Genomic DNA, 18,185 nt, shown 5'->3' on the forward strand with positions numbered 1-18,185 from the left:
GCATGTCGCAAACGTGGTGGCGGGGGGCCGCGATCTACCAGGTCTACCTGCGCAGCTTCGCCGACGGCAACGGTGACGGCATCGGCGACCTCGCCGGGCTGCGCTCGCGCCTGCCGTACCTGAAGGATCTCGGCATCGACGCCATCTGGCTGAACCCGTGGTACCCGTCGCCGATGGCCGACGGCGGCTACGACGTGGCCGACTACCGGGGCATCGAGCCGGTGTTCGGCACGCTGGCCGAGGCGGAGACGTTCATCGAGGAGGCGCACGAGCTCGACATCAAGGTCATCATCGACGTGGTGCCGAACCACAGCTCCACGGCGAGCACCTGGTTCCAGGAGGCGCTGACCGACCGCGGGGCCAGGGACCGGTTCTGGTTCCGCGACGAGCCGAACGACTGGCAGTCGATCTTCGGCGGGCCCGCCTGGACCCAGGTCGCCGACGGGCAGTGGTACCTGCACCTGTTCGCTCCCGAACAACCGGACTTCAACTGGGACAACCCGGAGGTCCACCGCGAGTTCGAGGACGTGCTGCGCTTCTGGTTCGAGCGCGGCGTCGACGGCTTCCGGATCGACTCGGCGGCCCTGCTGTTCAAGTCGGACACCTCGTACGAGGACCTCGACGAGGTGCACGAGGTCTACCGGCGCTGGCGCGAGGTCGCCGACGAGTACGGCGACCGGGTGCTGATCGGCGAGGTGTGGCTGCCCGACCAGGAACGCTTCACCCGCTACCTGCGCCCCGACGAGCTGCACACCGCCTTCAACTTCGACTTCCTGGCCTGCCCGTGGGAGCCCGCCGAACTGCGCCGGGTCATCGACCTCACGCTGACCACGCACGCGCCGGTCGGCGCCCCGCCGACCTGGGTCCTGTCCAACCACGACGTCACCCGCCCGGTGACCAGGTACGGCCGGGCGGACACGGCGTTCGCGCACGGCGGGCGCCTGCACGGCGTGCCCTCCGACCCGGAGCTCGGCCACCGCCGGGCCAGGGCGGCGGCCCTGCTGGCCATGGCGCTGCCCGGCAGCGTGTACGTCTACCAGGGCGAGGAGCTCGGCCTGCCGGAGGTCGAGGACCTGCCCGACGACCAGCGCCAGGACCCCATGTACCACCGCTCGGGCGGCACCAACCGGGGCAGGGACGGCTGCCGGGTGCCGCTCCCGTGGGCGGGCGACGAGCCGCCGTTCGGCTTCGGCGGTTCTTCTACCTGGCTGCCGCAGCCTGAGGGCTGGCGCAAGGTCACGGCCGAGGCCCAGTCGGCCGACCTCGGCTCGATGCTCAACCTCTACCGCACCGCGCTCGCCCACCGCCGCGACCTCCTCGGCGACGGCACGCTCACGTGGCTCACGATGGGGCCGGACGTCCTGGCCTTCACCCGGGAGTCCGGCCTGACCTGCGTGTCCAACCTGGGCGCCGCCCCCGTACCGCTGCCACCGGGCCGGGTGCTGCTGACCAGCGGACCCCTGGAGGACGGCGCCCTGCCGTCCGACACGACGGTCTGGCTAACATCGCTGGCGTGAAACGCCTGCCGTCCAAGCCGCCTACCCACCTCGACGCCGACGCCCTGGCCCTCTACGAGAAGATCACCGCGGGCCCACGCGGCACCGCGATGCTCGACGACGAGGGCGGGCTGATCGGGCCGTTCAACGCGATGCTGCTCAGCCCGCCGGTGGGCGACGCGCTGCAGGAGCTCGGCGCGGCGATCCGCTACCGCTCCGTGCTGAGCGCCCGGGCCAGGGAGATCGCGATCCTGGTCGTGGCCGGCCACTGCGACAGCGCCTTCGAGCAGCGGATCCACGAGGAGATCGGGCGCGGTCTAGGCCTGACCGACGACGAACTCGCGGCGCTGCGCACCGGCGCGCCGCTGGAACTGCCGGATCAGGAGGAGGCCGCGGTGCTCGGCGTCACCAGGGCGCTGGTGGCACGGGCCGACCTCGACGACGCGGAGTACGCGCGGCTGGGGGAGCGCGTGGTGTTCGAGCTGACCACGTTGGTCGGCTACTACACCACCCTGGCACTCCAACTGCGTGTCTTCCGCGTCTAGGCCGTTGAGCCGTCCGAGCCGTATGTTGAGATCAACGAAAGGGACAATATGCATCGAACAGCCACAACCTGCCTGGCACTCGCTTTCGCCGCCATCACCGCCGTCCCCATCTTCGCCGCTCCGGCATCAGCTGCCGCTCCGACCGCGGCCGCGGCCGCGAAGCCGCCGAACGTACGCGCGTGCTTCGACGGGAAGTGCAAGATCACGATCACCAAAGCGGTGAAATTCCGCATCTCCACCCGGTACGGCTTCACCCGGCTGTCCATCGCGCGAGTCGGTTCCGGCATGGTGAAGGTGCAGGGTACGGGGCCCGGCGTCTCCTCGACCGTGGTGCTCGGCTCGGGCGGCCGGGGGACGATCAACAACCTGTCCGTGAGGGTGTCGGTCACCCAGAAGTCGGCGACCATCCGCCTCGCACCACGCTGACGGTGTGCCGTTACCTACCGCCGCGAGGCGGGGCGAGCGTGCGCCCGGGTAGCCGTGTGGACGCGGTCGTCTCCCACGTCCGTGGGCTGCTCACCTCTTGATCTGCTCGGCGAGCTTCTCGTCGATATAGTCAGCGAGCCGGATCTCAAAGACCGTGTGCTCGCGAGTCTCGCCGTCGTCCTCGTACGTCCTGATGCCGTCGCCGAAGCGCCGCCGCACCGCCTCCAGCGCCGGTCCGACCTCATGGGAGGCCGCCAGAGCGGCGGGCGGCATGCCCAGCAGCACCTCGAGCAGGAGGCTGCACCCTTCGTCCTCGTCGTCCTCGCCGTTCTCGTCGTGGACGACGAGGTCGGCCCGCCGCCGGACCTCGGCGGCGATCGTGTCGGCCGTCTCCGGGAGGCCGATCGCCTGCAGGGTCACCTTCGCCTGGTGCCGGGTGTCCCGGTAGATCTCGTCGTCCTCCAGCACGGCCAGCAGGGTCGGCGTCGCGGGCGCCGCAGCCGCACCGGCCTGCCTGAGGGCGTGCATCAGCCGGTACTTGGTCGACTCGTCACGGAACCAGTGGTCGGCGTCGTCCCGGGTCGGGAAGGGAAAAGCGCGCAGCGCCGCCTGTACCGCCGGGACCGCGGTAGCGCCCCGTTCGCCCAAGGTGGCCGAGGTGAGCACGCCGAGGAAGTTGCCGATCCCGGGCAGGCTCGCGATGAGCCGCTCCGTCGTGGGCTCGTCCTCGCCGGTGAAGTACGCCAGCAACCGCTCGGCGGAACCGTGGCCGTCGTGACGATCGAACATCCGGTAGAGGGCGGTGGTGGCCTCGTCCTCGTCGATCTCCGCCAGCGCGATCACCGCGGCCTCCCGGGCCGCCGGGTCCGCACCGTTCCCGATCAGCTCCGCCAGCGCGTCCGCCGCAGTCTTGTGCCAGGCTTCGTCGAGGTCGCTCGAGGCCAGCTCACGTACTGCGGCCACGCTCGCCGGACCGTTGTCCCAGTGGTGGCGGACGTCGTCGAGCAGGGTCTCCACGTCACCGCCGTTCATCGCCCAGGAGGGGCGGCCGACGCGTCGCGGCACGAGCCCGGCATGGCCGGACCAGTGGAGAACGTGGACCTGGCCGCCGCGCCCGCCGATCAGCCAGCACCGCCCGTCCGGCGTACCGGCCACATGGGTCAGCTCCCGGGGGCCGGAGGGTGTCGGGGGCGTGAAGCGGCCGACGGGCTTACGGCCGTGCAGCCGCCAGAGCGCGGCCGTTCCATCTTGGGAAACCGACATCACCAGGTCCGTGCCGGTGGCGAGCGCCAACGCCCGGACGCGGCCGCCATGCGCCTGAACGCGCCCGAGGCAGTGCCCCGAGCGGGCATCCCACCACGACAGCGAACCGTCTCTCCCCCCGAGCACCACCAGCGGCCGGTCCGGGTGCGCCGCGATCGCCGTCGGCCGGGCGGGCGGGGCGAACGCGGTCATGGTCGCCCCGGTCTCCGCGTCGAGAACGACCACCTGGCCGCGACGCGGGGACACCACGAGCCGCCACCGGTCGCAACAGCGCGTCAGCCGCTGATCCGCCGCATCGCCGCCGAAGGCCCACACGAGCCCGGCGTCGCCGTAGGTCTCCCCAGAAGGCCGCCGCCAGGCCCTGATCAGGCCCTCGTCACCGCTCACGACGATCAGGCCGGAGGCGGTGCGTCCCAATGCCATCGGGGAGTTCGACTTGATGCTGCCGGAGAGGGGGCCGAAGACGCCCAGCCAGCCAAGGTCTCCACACTGCCTGAGCACCGCTTCTCGGTCCGAGGACGTGAGGAGCCGTCCGCCGTCCCAGGGGAGCTGCCGCCATTCCAGGGCCTCGGCGTTCACCGTCCATAGCGAGGCCGATGGGCCTGTGGTCAGTAACTTGGGCTGCCTGGCGTTGCCGATGAACGCGGCGCTGTTCACAGGTCCGCCTTGCAGCCCTCCCACATAGGCGGTCAGCCGGCCATGGCGCAGATCCCACAGCCGGATCTCGCCGGAGCGCGCGCCGGTCGCCCCCATCTTTCCGTCCGGGGAGACCGCGACCGCGGTGACGGCATCGACGTGGTCCTCCGACGCTCCGATGTAAAGATCATCTTCGTTGGGCATCCCCAACGGGTAGCACGTTTCCGGTGTGCCCGGCGAGTGTTCGAGCTGACCACGCTGGTCGGCTGCTCCACCACGCTGGCGCTCCAGCTGCGTGTCTTCCACGTCTAGGCGTTCTTCGCGTCACTACCCTTGGTAGCTGATCAGTCACATCAGGTCGCTTGATCTGACGGAGACCACCGAAAGGGACACCATGCATCGGATGGCCACAACCTGCCTTGTGCTCGCCTGCGCTGCCACCGCCATCTCCGGCGCGCCCATCGCCGCGGCTTCGGCTGCGACCGCGACCGCGGCGGCGAAGACGCACGACGTCAGCGACTGCTTCGACGGGAAGTGCAAGATCACCATCACCAAGCCGGTGAGCTTCCCCGTCTCCAGCACCCTTGGCTTCACCACGCTGTCGATCGCGCGCATCGGCGCCACGGTAGAGGTCCAGGGCACGGGGCCCGGCGTCTCTTCGTCCACGACGCTGAGCGTCGGCGGCAACGGCTCGGTCGGCGCGCTGACCGTACGAGTGCTGTCGATCACCCGGAACTCGGCGACCGTCCGTCTCGCACCCTCGCCCCGCTGACCACCCGCGCCCGGCCATGCGTCAGGCAGGGGCCGGGACGCGACTGGAACTACCGGAACCCACTGGAGAGTCACTGGAACCATTCGGCTAGGCACCAAGTTTCGGGCAGGTCTGGGGAGTTCTCCCAAGCGGATCGGAGAGCATCCATGAGGCTCGGCACCGGAGACCGCAGGGGCGTCGGGGGACGTTCACACGCCGCGGTCCTCAGGTCATTTCCGGAATGCCCGGAATGCCCGGAAGGGGATTGCACGTGCCTCAACCATGCTCACGCCAGACCGCGGGGGCCATCGCCCTGACGCTGGCCGCCTCCGGCAGCGCGGTGGTGATCCAGCCGCTGGCCCCGGCTCCGGCCATAGCCGCGAGGGTGAACGCCACCTGCGCCAACACGGCCACCGACGCAAGGAGCATCCAGGCCGCCATCGACGCCTCCAAGGAGGGCGACGAGGTCGTGTTCAAGGGCCCGTGCCTGATCAACAGGACCATCACCCTGCGCGGCCGCCGGACGTACCGGGGCGACGCCAAGGCCGGAACGGTGATCAAGCAGGCGGACGGCGCGAACCTGCCTGCCATGCTGGCCTCGGAGTCCTGGGTCACCGACCAGGCGTACAGCTCCGACCCCGTACGCATCGAGCGCCTGACGCTGGACGGCAACCGCGACCACAACACCGGCACGGTGGGCCTGATGCTGCGCTCGTGGGACAGCCGGATCTACGACATGGACATCCTCGGCACGCCCAGCGACGGCATCCGCGTCAGCAATCCCTCCAAGAACGGCACCAAGCTCCGCAACACCATGGTCAACAGCGTGATCAGCGACGTCTACATCGAGCGGGCGGGCGGCTCCGGCCTCAAGGTGGTCGACCCCGGCAACGCGGTGACCGACTGGACGTTCCAGCGCTCGTGGATCGGCTTCAGCGGCGAGAGCGGCGTCGAAGCGGAGAACTCGGCCGGGTGGACATTCAGCGACCTGCACCTGTACGCGACGCCGAAGCACGCCATCGACGCCCACCGCTGCTTCGGCACCTCCATCCGCGACAACTACATCGAGGACTTCGGCACGAAGGCCACCCCGAAGCAGACCTATTACGGCATCCGCTGCGACCTCCAGGGCGAAGCGGGCACCACGATCTCCAACAACCGCATCCACAAATTCGGCAACATGGCCCAGTCGAGGACGACACGGCAGGACGCTCGCTTCGTCTTCCTCGCCCTCGACGATGTGAACTACGGCAAAGGACACGCCGCCGTGACGGGCAACACCATCCTCGGCCACGGCACCAGACAGGAGACCGGCCTGCTGTTCAGGAGGGGCAGGGGTAACGCGCTGTCCATCGCGTCGACCGGCAACCTGGTCGACAACGTCGGCATCCCACGCTCTATCGGCTCCGGAGTACGGGTCACCAGCGGTTACTGACCAGCTCGCCTCCAGGGTTCGCTCAGGAGACAGTAAGACCGACGCGTTGTAGCCAGGCGTTGATGTCGTCGTCGGCGTGCTCGACTTCTTCACCCTGGACCGCCAGTCCCTCGGCGAAGGTCGCGCCAGGGCAGGAGGCCGTGTAGTCCCGGGCGGTGGTGCCCAGGCCGCTCATGGCGTGGGTCGTGAAGGGGACGACGATCTTGCCGGCCATTACTTCGGTGTTGCCGACCTTGAGCGTGGTGCGCCCGCCGTAGTAGTAGTTCTCACCCGGGCGGGAGAAGTAGGCGAGCAGCACCTTGCTCCGTGCCTTGCCGGTCGCGGGCGTGCTCGGCGATGTCTGCCGGCCGTTGCGGGTGTCGTCATTCTTCGCGGCTGAGCAGCTGGTGAGGTGGGGTACGGTCACGGCCGTGATTCCTGTCAGCAGCGCGGCGCGCAGAAAGGTGCGCCGTGCCGCGGTGGTGGGGTCCTGTCGAGTCACAGATGGGCCCTTCGCGGACGGAGCCGGCGGCGGAGGCGAGTGGGGCAAGCGACAGCAAGCGGACCGACTGCGACGCTCGCCCCGGAACGTGCGGATTCAGGCGTCCAGGCGGCGCTTGGCGAGCCAGGCGACGATCTCGGGGTCGTGGTGGTCGAAGAACAGCGAGCTGCCGGTGTCCAGGGTGGCGATCTGGGCCATCTGCTCGTCGGTGAGCTGGAAGTCGAAGACGTCGATGTTCTCCGCCATCCGCTGCGCACGCACCGACTTGGGGATGGCGACGACGCCGCGCTGGGTCAGCCAGCGCAGCACCACCTGCGCCACCGACTTGCCGTGTCGGGGTAGAAGTTGGCGACGCCGATCGCCTTGGCGTGGCCCTCGCGGTTGAGGGCTTCCATGGCGCGCCACTGGTCGTAGACGTCGCCGAAGGGCTGGTGCATCAGGTACAGGTCGAGGTAGTCCAGGCCCAGTTTGCTCAGGGACGTCTCGAAGGCGCGGCGGGTGTTCTCCTGGGCGGGGGCCGTCCTGGACCCACAGCTTGGTGGTGACGAACAGCTCCTCGCGTGCGATGCCGCTGCTCTTGATCGCCTGCCCGACGGCCTCCTCGTTTCCGTAGGCGGCGGCAGTGTCCAGCAGGCGGTAGCCGGCCGCCAGGGCCTCGGAGACGGCACGTTCGGTGTCCTCGACTGGGATCTGGTAGACGCCGAAGCCGAGGATCGGCATCCGGGCGCCGTTGTTCAGGGTGACGAACTGCATGGCGGTTACCTTTCGAACTGCTACTTCTCGTCCTTCTCGACGATGGCCTTGAGCTGGGTGAGGCCGCCCATGCCGCTGGGCCATCCCGCGTAGAAGGCGATGTGGGTGAGGGCCTCGACAAGCTCTTCCCGGGTGAGCCCGTTGTCCAGGCCCAGGCGCAGGTGGCTCGCCAGCTGGTCGGGGCGCGAGGTGGCGGCCAGGACCGCGACGGTGATCAAGCTACGGTCCCGCGGGGAGAGGCCCCCGCGTTTCCAGACGTCGCCGAACAGGACGTCGTCGGTCAGCTGGACCATCTTCGGCGCGAAGTCGCCGAGCAGCTTCTGGGCGGGAGACGGCTGGGCAGACGACATATCGGCTCCTGATCTGTGGCGGGCGGAAAGACTGGCGTGGCCGGTAACCAGATGGTCTGGAGAGCCTCGCGCCGCGAGCCGGCCCCGCAGGAACGTGCTGATGCCTGCGAGGCGTAGGCCCACGTGCGCCATCCGGGTCGCGCCTGCTGTCCCGCTGGCGTCGGTTCGGAGCGCCGGTGTCTTGTCCCTTTACCTTCGCTTAGATCGCGTCGATGTGGCAGGGCGGGCTCTTCAGGGTAATGACACGGCCCCCCTCACGCCTGCGCCGCAGGCGACAAGCTGGCCGGGTCAACCTTGGGTTGACCAATGTCCTGCGTCAACCTACGGTTGACGCATGGCGTGCATTAGTCGTCCACGTGCCGGAATGACCTCCTGGCAGGGCCCTCATGAGTGATCAGCGCCCGGTCCTCTTAGCGGCGCTCCGTTCCGCCCTCGTCGCTTTGATCCTGGTCGCCGTGGTGATCGGAGCGCTGTGACAAAAGTTCCAGGCATTTCGAAATGAGCCGATCGCCGACCATGTCTGGATAGCGTCCTTCTCGCTTGATCATCCACATGCAGGGGGACACATGAGAAGAACGTCTATGTACATCGGTGCGCTGGCGCTGGCGAGCACGATGGCGGTGGCCTCGGTCTCACCAGCGGCCTGGGCGGAGGCGAAGCGCGCCACGGCGGCGGTGAGCGCCGACCGTACCGTATGGCTGAACCCCGGTCAGACGTTGAAGGCCGGCGACTCCGTACGCTCGTCCGACGGCGCCTACGTCCTGCAGCAGCAGGAGGACGGCAACCTGGTGCTGTGCCGGGGGAAGACGCCGCTGTGGAGCAGCCAGACCGGCGACAGCCCCGGCGCGTTCGCCGCCATGCAGAGCGACGGCAATCTGGTCGTCTACCGGGGGAGGACGCCCCTGTGGGCGTCCAACACCGGAGACAGTCCAGGCGCCCGCCTCGCGGTGCAGGACGACGGCAATCTGGTGATCTACGACGGCAAGACGCCGGTGTGGAACCGCCATGCCACGATCAGCGTGCTCGCCCCGGGCTACGCGCTCAAGCCGAACCAGTACGTCCGCTCCCGCAACGGCGACTACCAGCTCGTCCAGCAGGAAGACGGCAATCTGGTGCTCTACCGCGCCCGCCGGGCCCTGTGGAGTTCCAAGACTGGAGGCAACCCCGGGGCCGTCACCCAGATGCAGAAGGACGGCAACCTGGTCGTCTACCTGGGCAAGACGCCGTTGTGGAACTCCGAGACCGGCAAGAACCCCGGGGCACGACTCGAGGTGCAGGATGACGGCAATGTCGTCCTCTACGACGGCAGGACGCCGCTCTGGTCCACGAAGACGGGCAGGTAACCAGCCCGGGTCACTGCCGGAAGGCGTCGGCGTTGTCAGCGACCCACTCGGCGAAGGTGCGCGGGGGGCGGCCGAGGATCCGCTCCACCTCGCCCGTGATCGGTACGGGCTTCCCGATGCTGTCCGCGAAATAGCTCAGCAGCGAGTCGACCTGCTCCTTGCGCACCCCGTGCGCCATCATCGCCTGCGCGGCCATCTCCGGGCTGATCTCCTCGTACCGCAGCGGCCGGCCCACCACCGAGCCGATGATCTCCACCTGCTCGGCGAAGGACAGCCCCTGCGGCCCGGTCAGCGTCGGCGCCTGGCCCAGCAGTTCGTCGCCGAGCAGTGCCCGTACGGCGACGGCGGCGATGTCCGCCTCGTGGATCGGCGAGGTACGGGCCTGGGCGTACGGTCCGCGGACCACGTCTCCGGCCTGGAGCTGGGGCGTCCAGCGCAAGGAGTTGGCGGCGAAGGCGCCGGGGCGCAGATGCGTCCATTCCGGGGCGGCGGCCTCCACCGCCGCCTCCAGCTCCCGGTGGATCGCCGCGTTGCTGCCCTCCTCAGGGTTCTCCTCCTCGGCGACCACCAGGGCCGAGACGGTGACGACCCGCCGTACCCCAGCCGTCCTGGCCCCCTCCAGCAGGGCGACGGAGCCGCCCGAGATGTTCAGTACGAGGGCGGTCACGCCGTCGAAGTCGGGGCTGGCGCTGTCGCAGGCCTCGACTCCCTCGGGGAAGCGGGCCGTCTCGGGGGTACGGGTCAGGGCGCGTACCTTCACACCCTTGACGGCCAGTTCGGCGACGAGCGGACGGCCGATGTTGCCGGTGGCTCCGGATACCAGAATCATGCGGTGCCTCTTTCCAGGTGGGAGAGTTTGTCGGGGTTGGTCACGGCGTAGATGCCGCATACCTGCGTCCCGTCGGGGACCAGGTCGAGAACGATGACCGCGAACGTGGTGTCACCGGACAGCAGCAGCGCCGACGGATCGCCGTTGACGGTCCGGAAGCGGATGTTGAGGTCCGCGACAGGATGCAGGGTCGCGTTTCCGACGATCAAGCGGGCGATCTTGTCCCGCCCGTGGAGCGGCCGCAGCCCGGCGGCCCGTGCCTTGCCTCCGCCGTCGGCCCACATGACCACGTCCGGCGCCAGGACCCGCATGAGCGCGTCGAGGTCACCGCCGGCCACGGCCGCGATGAACCGCTCCGTCACTTCCTGGCGGATCCGCGGGTCGGCCTGGTAACGCGGGCGGCGGGCGTGCACATGTTCGCGGGCGCGGTGAGCGAGCTGGCGGATCGCCGTCGGGCTGCGGTTCAGGATGCCGGCGATCTCGGTGTGGGCGTACCCGAATACCTCGTTCAGGACGAACACCGCCCGCTCCAGCGGGGTGAGCGTCTCCAGCACCACGAGCAGCGCCATCGACACCGACTCGGCCCGCACCGCCGGATCCACGGCATCCGGCTGCTGGGTGATGAGCGGTTCGGGCAACCAAGGACCGACATAGTCCTCCCGGCGCCGGCTGATGCTCTCCTGCCGGGCCAGCGCCCGATTGACTGCGATCCGCACCAGGTACGCGCGCGGATTGAGGATCTCCTCGCCCGCCTCGCTCCTGGGCGCCCAGGCCAGCCAGGTCTCCTGCAGCACGTCCTCGGTGTCGGCGACGCTGCCCAGCATGTTGTAGACGATCGAGAACAGCAGCTCGCGATGGCCGGTGAAGACGCTGGTCGCCTGCTCGCTCACCATATGCTCCTCCCACGTTCCAGGGTCACCAACTGAGAGCGGTAGCGCACCCAGGAGTGTGACCGGATCCCGGGAAATGTGACCGGCGTCTCACCGGACCATGTGAAGAACAGGCGGGCGGCTCCGACTCCCTCATGAAAGAGCGCCCAACATAGGAGGTAGTGAGATGAGCAAGGTCACCTGTGACATCGCGATGTCCCTCGACGGCTTCGTAGCGGGACCGAACCAGAGTCTGGAGAACCCGCTCGGCGAGGGCGCGGAGCAGCGCCTGCACAGCTGGATGTTCGACGAGCCCGAGGCGCATGCGGCGGTGATCGAGGGCATCACGGCGGCGGGGGCCTTCATCATGGGCCGCAACATGTTCGGCCCCGGCCGGGACGCCTGGGACATGGACTGGAACGGCTGGTGGGGCGACGAGCCGCCGTACCACGCGCCGGTCTTCGTCCTCACCCACCACCCGCGCGAGCCGTTGCCGATGAAGGGCGGCACGGTGTTCAACTTCGTCACTGAGGGGATCGAGGCGGCTCTGGCCCAGGCCCGCGAGGCCGCCGGAGACCGCGACGTCGCCATCGCGGGCGGTGCGCTGACGGTGAACCAATACCTGGCGGCGGGTCTGATCGACGAGCTGCGCCTGCATGTCGCGCCGGTGATCCTCGGCCGGGGTGAGCGGCTGTTCGACGGCGTCGGGGACACCAACCTTGAACCGGTCGGCGAGGTGTCGGGCACCAGTCTGGTCACGCACGTCAGCTTCTCGGTCGTAAAGTAAACGACCGAGCTTGCAGCTCCTCGCCGTCGATGGATTCGACGGTTCAGGCCGCGTCGTCGGCAGCGTGACTCACTGCCCAGTCCGCGGCACCGCGTGAGGCGATGTTGCGGGCCGCGTTGACGTCGGCGTGCTCAGCGAAGCCGCACGACGTGCAGAGGAAGGTTTCCTGGTTGGTCCGGTTCTTCTTGTCCACATGCCCGCAGACTGAACACATCTGTGAGGTGAAAGCCGGATCCACATAGATGAGTGCGATCTGGGCGCGGGCTGCCTTGTGGGCGATGAACACGCCGAGTTGGTGGAAACTCCATGAGTGCAGTGTGACCCGCTGGGGCTTGCGGAGCCGTACCCGGTTGCGGATCCCGCTGGATGCCGTCGCTGGTCGTGGCGATGTTGGCGATGCCCAGGTCCACGCCCACGAATCCGTCCGGGACTCGCACGGGCCGGTCCGGGAGGTCGCAGGTGGTGATCAGGAACCACATGCCGTCGCGGTGTACGAGGTCGGATTCGCCCTTGCGGTAGGCGGCCAGTGTCGTGAGCTGATCGGCGGAGGCGGTGAACGCGATGTTCTTCATGCGCCCGGTCACGGTCCAGATCGACACCGTCTGGGCGTTCATCTGCCATGACAGGCACCGGTCGTCGAACGGTTGCGCCGCCTGGGGGCGGAAGGCGATGGGTTTGCCCTCGGCTCGCTCGCGCCGCCGGGAGCCTGGCGCGCCCAGGTTGCCCGCACGGATGTTGGACTTCAGCGTCGTGTAGGCGTCGGCGACCTTTTTGATGACGTGCTGCGCGGCCTGAGCCGCCAGCCCGTACTCGTCCTTGATCTGCCGGTAGGCATGCTTACGCAGGTCGTAATTGCTGAACACCCGTTGCTCGTGGGCGACCGTGGAGACCCACGTGGCGGCATCGTTACAAGCGCGCAGGGTCGCCTCCAGCGCCGCCGCCTGCTCAGGCGTCGGCAGGATCTTGACCTGCACCACCATCTTCACTTCGAACGTTTTATCATTGGGTCCATGTCACCGCGATGGGAACCGAACCCCTACGTCAGACGGGGCCGTAGTGTCGTATATAGCCTTCATGCGCATTTGGTCTTCATGCCGAAGGATCGGCGTGGCGTGTTCACCGACGAGATCCTCACCCGCTGCGAAGACATCATGATCGAAGTCTGTGACAGCTTCGGAGCCGAGCTGGTCGAGTTCAGCGGAGATTCCGACCACGTGCGCCTGCTCGTTCACTATCCGCCGAAAGTGGCCCTGTCGACGCTGGTGAACAGCCTCAAGGGCGTCTCGGCGCGACTGCTGCGCAAGGAGTACCCGGCCCATGTCCGCAAGCATCTGCAGGGTGGGCACCTCTGGTCACCCTCCTACTTCGCCGCATCCTGCGGCGGCCCACCACTCACGATCCTCAAGGAATACATCGACAACCAGAAACATCCAGACTGAACCGCTCCCCGAAAGACGGCGCCACTGCGCCGCTCGACCCTTGACAGGCCCCTACGTTGCCGCTTCCTCCCGAGCGTGAACACCCGGGGTTCCACGACATACCACGCTGAAATACCGCATGGTCCGGTAGCGGCAGGGCTTGCATCCGGTACTTAGGTCCAGGTTTACCGTCGAGATATGACACACCAGGACATAGCCCTTGGCCAGCAGTGGGTCCCCTCTGCGTGCGCCCTGCCCACCGCCGAGCAGCCGCTGCGGGTGGCCGAGTTCGACGCGTTGTTCGCCGAGGTCGTACGGGCAGTCCAGCGGCCGGACCCCACCCGGCTTCGGCTGGATCTGATCTTCACCCCGGAGAACGCGGCCCGGGCCGCTGAGCTGGCGGCCCGGGAGAACGGTTGCTGCTCCTTCTTCACCTTCACTCTCACCATCGCCGACGGCGCCATGGGCCTGAAGGTTCGGGTGCCCGAGCAGCGGATCGACGTGCTGGACGCACTCCAGCGGCGGGCCGACGCGGCTGTCTCGTCGGGGTGAACCCGCAGGACGCCTGACCCTCAGCCAGGTCGCTTGGCCATGACGACCACACCCGGCCCGGTCTGTTCATCCGCAGGGAGCCGAAGTTCGGCGACCGGGTGCAGTCCAGCCCGCTCGATCAGGTCCACAAGCTGTTCCGGACGCCATTTACGTGTCGTCCAACGAACGGGCACGCCTCCGTAGGCCTCGGTGCGCACCACTTCTTCGTCGCCGACGTGTGTCGCGGTGATGAAGTGTCCGCCTGGCTTCAACGCACGCGCGAACAGGGCGAGAACCTGAGGAAGGACGTCACGGGGCAGGTTGAACAGCGACCACCACCCCAGCACGCCGCCAAGGGATGCTTCATCAAGGTCGAGATCGGTGGCAGAGGCGACGCTGAAGCGGCATTGCGGATGAAGTCGGCGCGCGTTCTCGATCATGCGGGGAGAGAGATCCACCCCGGACACGTCGAGTCCGCGTTCGGCAAGGTAGGCGGTCACCGTTCCGGGTCCGCAGCCGACGTCGAGGACAGGCCCGAGCTCGCGCACGGTGTCGGCGAAGGCGTCGATTGACGCCTTGAGCCATGGGTGGGTACGGATGTCGCCGAATCCCGTCGTCAGCACCATGTGGGCGTAGTTGTCGGCCACCCGGTCATAGGACTCACGTACCACGTCGAGATCGGCTGGGCGGTCAATATGGGGTGTGCGCATCAGCCAACGATAGGACTGTGCGGCGGGAGGCTGCGGCCCAGTTCCTTCACCAGTTCAGGCTTCTCGTTCAGCCCCAGGGTGGAGATGGCCTTCTCGATACGCCGCCGACGTGTCTCGGGCTTCTTCGCGCTCTCGATCGCACGCACGTGCTCACGCTTGTGGCTGTACGCAAGATTGTCGTACGCGGCGCGGGCGACGGGGTCCTCGTCCAGGGCGCGGGCGAAGTCCTCTGGCTCGGCAACAACGCGCGGCTCGGTGTCGAGCTCCAGTTCGACCTCGACCTCGTCGCCGATCGCAACACCCGCGGCCCGCCGGTTGGCGTTGCTGAGGCCGAGCAAGTGGCGGCCGCGCAGGAGAGCGACCCGGCTCTTCCAGGAATGCCCGTTGACTGTGATCGTCACCGGCGGCCGCATGCCCCCGCCGAGCGCTGCTACCGCCTCGGACGGAACTTCTAGACCCCGCATGGGCTCAGGTGGCTCAACGTAGGCCCGAAACTTCATGATCTTCTCCTGTTCGTCCTGCCGGTTCACCGCGGATCCCGCCCGGGCGGCTCCGACCGCCGCTCCCGCTGCTCGCACCCGGGGTCACAGCCGTCCGGGACGGCAGCGGCACGCGCCCCGCCGTCCCGGACGGCTGTGAGACAAAGATCGCGGCTACTCCGCGTAGGGCTGGTCGGTTCCTTGGGCGCTGTAGCCGAGACTCCAGATGTAGCCGTCCGGGTCGGCGAAGGTGCCGCCGTACCCGCCCCACGGCAGAGCGCCGGCGGGCTTGAGGACCGTGGCGCCGGCCTTCTCGGCCTCCGCCATGATCTCGTCGACCCGCGTCTCACTGCGGACGACGTAGGTCAGAACCAGTCCGCTGAAGCCGCTGCCTTCCTGGTCCGTGCCCACCTGGTCGGCCAGGCCTTTGCGGCCGTAGAAGCCGACGGGCGAGGCTCCGTCTGATTCGAAGAACACTGAGATGCCGTAGTCGTTCTGGATCTTCCAGCCGAGCCCCTCGGTGTAGAACTGCTTGGCCCGGTCCATGTCCCGGACGCCAAGAAGGATCGAGCTGACGTGTGCCTTCATGTCTTACTCCTTGTTATGTGGTGCTGGGTGATATGTGCAGGCAGGGCCCGGGACGTCACCCCGGCGCGGTTGTTCGCCGGTGAGACTGGTCGCGAGCGCGATGCTCACTGGTCCTGCAGGAGGCCGAGGTCGTTGCCGTCGGCATCGGCAACGGTGGCCACCAGGCGGCCGCCGCCGACGTCGGTGACGTCCTGCCGCAGAACGGCCCCGGTGGCGAGGAGGCGCCGCAGGGTCTGCCGGATGTTCTCGACCTGCCAGTAGCAGACCGGTCCCGCCATACCCTGCCGATGCCCGCGGGGGTTCAAGCCGATCTCCTGATCGCCGGTCCGGTAACCGACGTAGTAGACCTCGTCCACGTAGGGCTCGACCCCGATGAGCGGGGTGAACACCTCTTTGGCCTTGGTTAGGTCACTGACCGGGTAGATGATCATCTTCGCGGTCGGCACGATGTCTCCGCTCTCCTTGTCGCCGTTGTGAACACTTGTCGCCGGTGTGAACAACGGTATGGATCGCGGTGCGCCGACGATGAGACCAGAACGCGCCACGAACGGATCCGAATCCGCCAACGCCTGCTCTAGGGTGCAGGCGTGACAAACGGGTCCATGCCTCCCCATGTGGTGCGCCTTGTCCTCGAAGCGGCGAGAACCGCAGGTGTCTCCGAGGAGGAGCTCAAGCGTCTCCCCGGAGTAGGTGTCCTCGACCAGGAGGGCATCCGCGTGCCGACGAAGATGCTGACGCGCGTCTGGGAGATCTCCTCCGCCGCGTTCGCCGAGGCAGGGGGTGCTCCCCGGGTCGCACGGCTGTGGACTCCCGGCCGGTTCCACGTCTGGGACTACGTCATCAAGTCCTCGGCCGACCTGACCGAGGCGTTCGCACTCGCGGCACAGCACATTCCCGCCATCACCGACCCCCACAGCGCGTTCATCGTCCAGCAAGACCCGGCGGGCCGCCTCACCGTTGCCACCCGGCCGGTCTCCACCTTCGGCCGCGTCGGCGAACTGATCGGCGAGTTCGTCCTGGGCCTGCTGATCCAGCAGGCCGGCACGGCGCTGGGCCGCCCGGTCACGCCCGTCGCCATCACCGTCGCCGGTGAGCCACCCAGATCGCGCGGCGATCTCCTCGAGATGTACGGCACGACGGACGTCCAGTTCAACGCACCGGTCTCATCGGTCACCTTCTCCGCCCCTGACGCGACCGCGCCGCTGCCCGGCGCCGACCCCGCCCTGGCGGCCATCGTGCGTGACCATGCCGTCCATACGGTCGCCAACGCCAGGCTGATCCTGGGCTGGCTGGACAAGGTGCACGCCGAGATCGCCGCGAGCTTCGCCGACGGACCGCCGGCGCTCGACAGGGTCGCCAAGCGGATGACCATGAGCTCCCGCACCTTTCAGCGCAGGCTGCACGAGGAGGGCACCAGCTGGCGCGAGGAGGTGGAGAAGGTCCGCGAGGCCGAGGCCACCCGCCTTCTCCGCGACACCGGACTCACCATCGACACGATCGCCGCCCGCGTCGGCTACATCGACGTGCGAGCGCTGCGCCGCGCCTTCCACCGCTGGTACGGCCGCACCCCCGCCGACTTCCGCCGCGAACGCAACTGACCTCCGCATCCAGACCCGGGGCTGTTACGAGCGGCGCGGCCTGATCGCCGAACCGGAGCGCAGCCCTGGCGGGCTACGCCCCAGATGATCACCCTGCTCAGAGTGGTCAAGGCCGCGCTGCGACTTGGTTTCACCTTAGAGGAGGTTTCCGAGCTGCTGGAGACCGGACGGGGCAGTCACATCATTGCGAGTTTTGACTTCAAGGTCGTGGCAGTACTGCAATGCGGCCAGCCGTACCACGACCCATATGCTCGCCCAGTGATAAAGACCTTCGTCTTCGATGTTGGTGAGACCATCGTCTGCGATGACCGCTACTGGGCAGCATGGGCTGAGTGGCTCGATGTGCCCAGGCATACCCTGTCCGCGCTCGTCGGAGCCGTCGTCGCCCGAGGTCACGATAACGCCGACGCCGTCCGGCTCCTGCGCCCAGATATCGACATGGACGCCGAAAGTGCTGCCCGTGAGGCGACTGGTCGCGGCGAATATCTCGACGAAACTGATCTTTACCCCGACGTCCGGCCGGCCCTGACCATGCTGAGGGACGCGGGCCACCGCATCGTGATCGCCGGGAACCAGACCAGCCGGGCCGCGGATCTGCTGCGCGCGCTCGACCTGCCCGCCGACGCCATCGCCACCTCGGGGGAGTGGGGTGTCGCGAAGCCGGCCCCGACGTTTTTCGCGCACGTCATCGAGTTGGCCGACGCTGAGCCCCGCCAGGTCGTCTATGTCGGCGACAACCCGGCCGATGACGTCGTCCCGGCCAAGGCGGCGGGACTGCTGGTCGCGCACATCCGCCGCGGACCGTGGGGACATCTATGGGCCGATCACCCCATTGCCGCGAGGGCCGACTGGCGGATCACCACGCTGATGGAACTCACGACGATCGCCACCCGGTAG

Annotated in this window: 21 protein-coding genes and 1 pseudogene; 11 read left to right on the plus strand and 11 right to left on the minus strand. The window is 68.2% G+C overall.

Features of this window, described 5'->3' with window-relative positions:
- Positions 1 to 2 precede the first annotated feature (2 nt).
- From AB0B61_RS02325 to AB0B61_RS02335, 3 genes are read left to right on the plus strand one after another with little or no spacing between them, the layout of a single operon-like run.
- Positions 3 to 1,517, plus strand: coding sequence for a glycoside hydrolase family 13 protein (locus AB0B61_RS02325; RefSeq protein ID WP_358426680.1), 1,515 nt, complete (start codon positions 3 to 5; stop codon positions 1,515 to 1,517).
- Entirely contained in the window at positions 1,514 to 2,041 is a 528-nt protein-coding gene (locus AB0B61_RS02330; protein WP_358426683.1) for a carboxymuconolactone decarboxylase family protein, read from the plus strand. The genes AB0B61_RS02325 and AB0B61_RS02330 overlap by 4 nt, the downstream gene beginning before the upstream one ends.
- 48 nt (positions 2,042 to 2,089) lie before the next feature.
- Positions 2,090 to 2,467, plus strand: coding sequence for a hypothetical protein (locus AB0B61_RS02335; RefSeq protein ID WP_358426686.1), 378 nt, complete (start codon positions 2,090 to 2,092; stop codon positions 2,465 to 2,467).
- A gap of 90 nt (positions 2,468 to 2,557) precedes the next feature.
- On the opposite strand, the gene AB0B61_RS02340 is transcribed toward AB0B61_RS02335, so the two are convergent.
- Positions 2,558 to 4,570: a hypothetical protein gene (locus AB0B61_RS02340; protein ID WP_358426689.1), complete on the minus strand. Its 2,013-nt coding sequence runs from the start codon at positions 4,568 to 4,570 to the stop codon at positions 2,558 to 2,560.
- Between the two features lie 199 nt (positions 4,571 to 4,769).
- Between AB0B61_RS02340 and AB0B61_RS02345 the strand changes: the two genes are divergently transcribed.
- Positions 4,770 to 5,138 (plus strand): hypothetical protein, encoded by a 369-nt coding sequence (locus tag AB0B61_RS02345; RefSeq protein ID WP_358426692.1) that lies wholly within the window; start codon positions 4,770 to 4,772, stop codon positions 5,136 to 5,138.
- A gap of 250 nt (positions 5,139 to 5,388) precedes the next feature.
- Positions 5,389 to 6,552, plus strand: a complete 1,164-nt coding sequence (locus tag AB0B61_RS02350) for a hypothetical protein (protein WP_358426695.1) — start codon at positions 5,389 to 5,391, stop codon at positions 6,550 to 6,552.
- Between the two features lie 22 nt (positions 6,553 to 6,574).
- On the opposite strand, the gene AB0B61_RS02355 is transcribed toward AB0B61_RS02350, so the two are convergent.
- The 3 genes and pseudogenes from AB0B61_RS02355 to AB0B61_RS02365 all read right to left on the minus strand — a co-directional run bounded on the left by AB0B61_RS02355 (position 6,575) and on the right by AB0B61_RS02365 (position 8,136).
- Positions 6,575 to 7,033 carry a hypothetical protein gene (locus tag AB0B61_RS02355; protein ID WP_358426698.1) on the minus strand — a complete coding sequence of 153 codons (459 nt, stop codon included), beginning with the start codon at positions 7,031 to 7,033 and terminating at the stop codon, positions 6,575 to 6,577.
- A gap of 96 nt (positions 7,034 to 7,129) precedes the next feature.
- A pseudogene (locus AB0B61_RS02360) lies at positions 7,130 to 7,786 on the minus strand (aldo/keto reductase).
- A 20-nt stretch (positions 7,787 to 7,806) separates the two neighbouring features.
- Entirely contained in the window at positions 7,807 to 8,136 is a 330-nt protein-coding gene (locus tag AB0B61_RS02365; RefSeq protein ID WP_358426700.1) for a carboxymuconolactone decarboxylase family protein, read from the minus strand.
- A gap of 566 nt (positions 8,137 to 8,702) precedes the next feature.
- On the opposite strand from AB0B61_RS02365, the gene AB0B61_RS02370 reads away from it, so the two are divergent.
- Entirely contained in the window at positions 8,703 to 9,479 is a 777-nt protein-coding gene (locus tag AB0B61_RS02370; protein ID WP_358426703.1) for a hypothetical protein, read from the plus strand.
- Between the two features lie 10 nt (positions 9,480 to 9,489).
- Here AB0B61_RS02370 and AB0B61_RS02375 read toward each other — a convergent pair whose 3' ends face one another.
- On the minus strand, positions 9,490 to 10,308 hold the full coding sequence (locus AB0B61_RS02375) for an NAD(P)H-binding protein (RefSeq protein WP_358426706.1): 819 nt from the start codon (positions 10,306 to 10,308) through the stop codon (positions 9,490 to 9,492).
- Complete coding sequence (gene sigJ / locus AB0B61_RS02380) at positions 10,305 to 11,201, minus strand: RNA polymerase sigma factor SigJ (protein ID WP_358426709.1); 897 nt, start codon at positions 11,199 to 11,201, stop codon at positions 10,305 to 10,307. Before sigJ ends, AB0B61_RS02375 begins: the two co-directional genes overlap by 4 nt.
- Positions 11,202 to 11,364: 163 nt before the next feature.
- On the opposite strand from sigJ, the gene AB0B61_RS02385 reads away from it, so the two are divergent.
- Positions 11,365 to 11,964 (plus strand): dihydrofolate reductase family protein, encoded by a 600-nt coding sequence (locus AB0B61_RS02385; RefSeq protein WP_358426711.1) that lies wholly within the window; start codon positions 11,365 to 11,367, stop codon positions 11,962 to 11,964.
- Positions 11,965 to 12,007: 43 nt separating this feature from the next.
- Here AB0B61_RS02385 and AB0B61_RS02390 read toward each other — a convergent pair whose 3' ends face one another.
- Positions 12,008 to 12,250: a transposase gene (locus tag AB0B61_RS02390; RefSeq protein ID WP_358426714.1), complete on the minus strand. Its 243-nt coding sequence runs from the start codon at positions 12,248 to 12,250 to the stop codon at positions 12,008 to 12,010.
- Positions 12,251 to 12,974: 724 nt separating this feature from the next.
- Here AB0B61_RS02390 and tnpA point away from each other — a divergent pair.
- Positions 12,975 to 13,403, plus strand: coding sequence for an IS200/IS605 family transposase (gene tnpA, locus AB0B61_RS02395; protein WP_358427678.1), 429 nt, complete (start codon positions 12,975 to 12,977; stop codon positions 13,401 to 13,403).
- Between the two features lie 177 nt (positions 13,404 to 13,580).
- Positions 13,581 to 13,934 carry a hypothetical protein gene (locus AB0B61_RS02400; RefSeq protein ID WP_358426717.1) on the plus strand — a complete coding sequence of 118 codons (354 nt, stop codon included), beginning with the start codon at positions 13,581 to 13,583 and terminating at the stop codon, positions 13,932 to 13,934.
- Between the two features lie 20 nt (positions 13,935 to 13,954).
- Here AB0B61_RS02400 and AB0B61_RS02405 read toward each other — a convergent pair whose 3' ends face one another.
- The 4 genes from AB0B61_RS02405 to AB0B61_RS02420 form a co-directional block, all read right to left on the minus strand.
- Complete coding sequence (locus AB0B61_RS02405; protein WP_358426720.1) at positions 13,955 to 14,623, minus strand: class I SAM-dependent methyltransferase; 669 nt, start codon at positions 14,621 to 14,623, stop codon at positions 13,955 to 13,957.
- Positions 14,623 to 15,153 (minus strand): YdeI/OmpD-associated family protein, encoded by a 531-nt coding sequence (locus AB0B61_RS02410; RefSeq protein WP_358426723.1) that lies wholly within the window; start codon positions 15,151 to 15,153, stop codon positions 14,623 to 14,625. The genes AB0B61_RS02405 and AB0B61_RS02410 overlap by 1 nt, the downstream gene beginning before the upstream one ends.
- A gap of 123 nt (positions 15,154 to 15,276) precedes the next feature.
- The gene (locus AB0B61_RS02415) at positions 15,277 to 15,690 is read right to left on the minus strand and encodes a VOC family protein (RefSeq protein ID WP_358426726.1); all 414 of its coding nucleotides are present in this window, start codon (positions 15,688 to 15,690) and stop codon (positions 15,277 to 15,279) included.
- A gap of 104 nt (positions 15,691 to 15,794) precedes the next feature.
- The gene (locus tag AB0B61_RS02420) at positions 15,795 to 16,136 is read right to left on the minus strand and encodes a glyoxalase (protein ID WP_358177899.1); all 342 of its coding nucleotides are present in this window, start codon (positions 16,134 to 16,136) and stop codon (positions 15,795 to 15,797) included.
- Positions 16,137 to 16,277: 141 nt separating this feature from the next.
- Between AB0B61_RS02420 and AB0B61_RS02425 the strand changes: the two genes are divergently transcribed.
- Positions 16,278 to 17,288, plus strand: coding sequence for a helix-turn-helix domain-containing protein (locus AB0B61_RS02425; RefSeq protein ID WP_358426729.1), 1,011 nt, complete (start codon positions 16,278 to 16,280; stop codon positions 17,286 to 17,288).
- Positions 17,289 to 17,372: 84 nt separating this feature from the next.
- Positions 17,373 to 18,185 (plus strand): HAD-IA family hydrolase, encoded by an 813-nt coding sequence (locus AB0B61_RS02430; protein ID WP_358426732.1) that lies wholly within the window; start codon positions 17,373 to 17,375, stop codon positions 18,183 to 18,185.

The organism is Nonomuraea sp. NPDC049158 (genome assembly GCF_040648335.1).
Lineage (GTDB): Bacteria > Actinomycetota > Actinomycetes > Streptosporangiales > Streptosporangiaceae > Nonomuraea.

What these genes read in the sequence shown, in the direction of transcription:
- AB0B61_RS02415 (WP_358426726.1), bottom strand. Translation starts at nt 15,690, where the DNA reads ATGAAGGCACACGTCAGCTCGATCCTTCTTGGCGTCCGGGACATGGAC.
- AB0B61_RS02345 (WP_358426692.1), top strand. Translation starts at nt 4,770, where the DNA reads ATGGCCACAACCTGCCTTGTGCTCGCCTGCGCTGCCACCGCCATCTCC.
- AB0B61_RS02325 (WP_358426680.1), top strand. Translation starts at nt 3, where the DNA reads ATGTCGCAAACGTGGTGGCGGGGGGCCGCGATCTACCAGGTCTACCTG.
- AB0B61_RS02385 (WP_358426711.1), top strand. Translation starts at nt 11,365, where the DNA reads ATGAGCAAGGTCACCTGTGACATCGCGATGTCCCTCGACGGCTTCGTA.
- tnpA (WP_358427678.1), top strand. Translation starts at nt 12,975, where the DNA reads ATGTCACCGCGATGGGAACCGAACCCCTACGTCAGACGGGGCCGTAGT.
- AB0B61_RS02405 (WP_358426720.1), bottom strand. Translation starts at nt 14,623, where the DNA reads ATGCGCACACCCCATATTGACCGCCCAGCCGATCTCGACGTGGTACGT.
- AB0B61_RS02370 (WP_358426703.1), top strand. Translation starts at nt 8,703, where the DNA reads ATGAGAAGAACGTCTATGTACATCGGTGCGCTGGCGCTGGCGAGCACG.
- AB0B61_RS02400 (WP_358426717.1), top strand. Translation starts at nt 13,581, where the DNA reads ATGACACACCAGGACATAGCCCTTGGCCAGCAGTGGGTCCCCTCTGCG.
- AB0B61_RS02335 (WP_358426686.1), top strand. Translation starts at nt 2,090, where the DNA reads ATGCATCGAACAGCCACAACCTGCCTGGCACTCGCTTTCGCCGCCATC.
- AB0B61_RS02430 (WP_358426732.1), top strand. Translation starts at nt 17,373, where the DNA reads ATGATCACCCTGCTCAGAGTGGTCAAGGCCGCGCTGCGACTTGGTTTC.
- AB0B61_RS02375 (WP_358426706.1), bottom strand. Translation starts at nt 10,308, where the DNA reads ATGATTCTGGTATCCGGAGCCACCGGCAACATCGGCCGTCCGCTCGTC.
- AB0B61_RS02365 (WP_358426700.1), bottom strand. Translation starts at nt 8,136, where the DNA reads ATGTCGTCTGCCCAGCCGTCTCCCGCCCAGAAGCTGCTCGGCGACTTC.
- sigJ (WP_358426709.1), bottom strand. Translation starts at nt 11,201, where the DNA reads ATGGTGAGCGAGCAGGCGACCAGCGTCTTCACCGGCCATCGCGAGCTG.
- AB0B61_RS02340 (WP_358426689.1), bottom strand. Translation starts at nt 4,570, where the DNA reads ATGCCCAACGAAGATGATCTTTACATCGGAGCGTCGGAGGACCACGTC.